Origin of the sequence: Streptomyces milbemycinicus (assembly GCF_002154605.1) — a bacterium.
Taxonomy (GTDB): Bacteria; Actinomycetota; Actinomycetes; order Streptomycetales; family Streptomycetaceae; genus Streptomyces; species Streptomyces milbemycinicus.
The window spans coordinates 423-693 of sequence record NZ_MUNE01001133.1 but is presented as its reverse complement, the minus strand read 5'-3'; the positions used below and the strand labels follow the sequence as shown (position 1 = coordinate 693).

General features: G+C 69.0%; 1 protein-coding gene. It reads right to left on the bottom strand.

The genetic code is table 11. The features are described 5' to 3' along the window. The coding region (locus CCN51_RS51575) for a phosphatase (RefSeq protein ID WP_245881891.1) at positions 1-271 on the bottom strand (271 nt) is incomplete at both ends.

The window sequence follows — 271 nt, the reverse complement described above, 5'->3', positions numbered from 1 at the left end:
CGCGAAGGCGTCGAGCGCGGCGATGGTCAGATCCGGATCGATCACATCCTGACCGGAGGTGAGCGCCGGATTTGCCGAAACCCCGCATTTATCGCTCATGAGGCGAAGTAACTCCGGGAAGGACCAGTCATGTTCGGGCTCGATACCGAGCAGCACCCGGGGGTCGCGCGCGGCGAAGAGCCGGTAGCTGCGCAGGCTCCGCTCCCGGCTCGTGGCCACCGGCCCGGCGAGCCGCGCAGCCAGCAGATGCGCACGCAGCGCGGCGGTACGG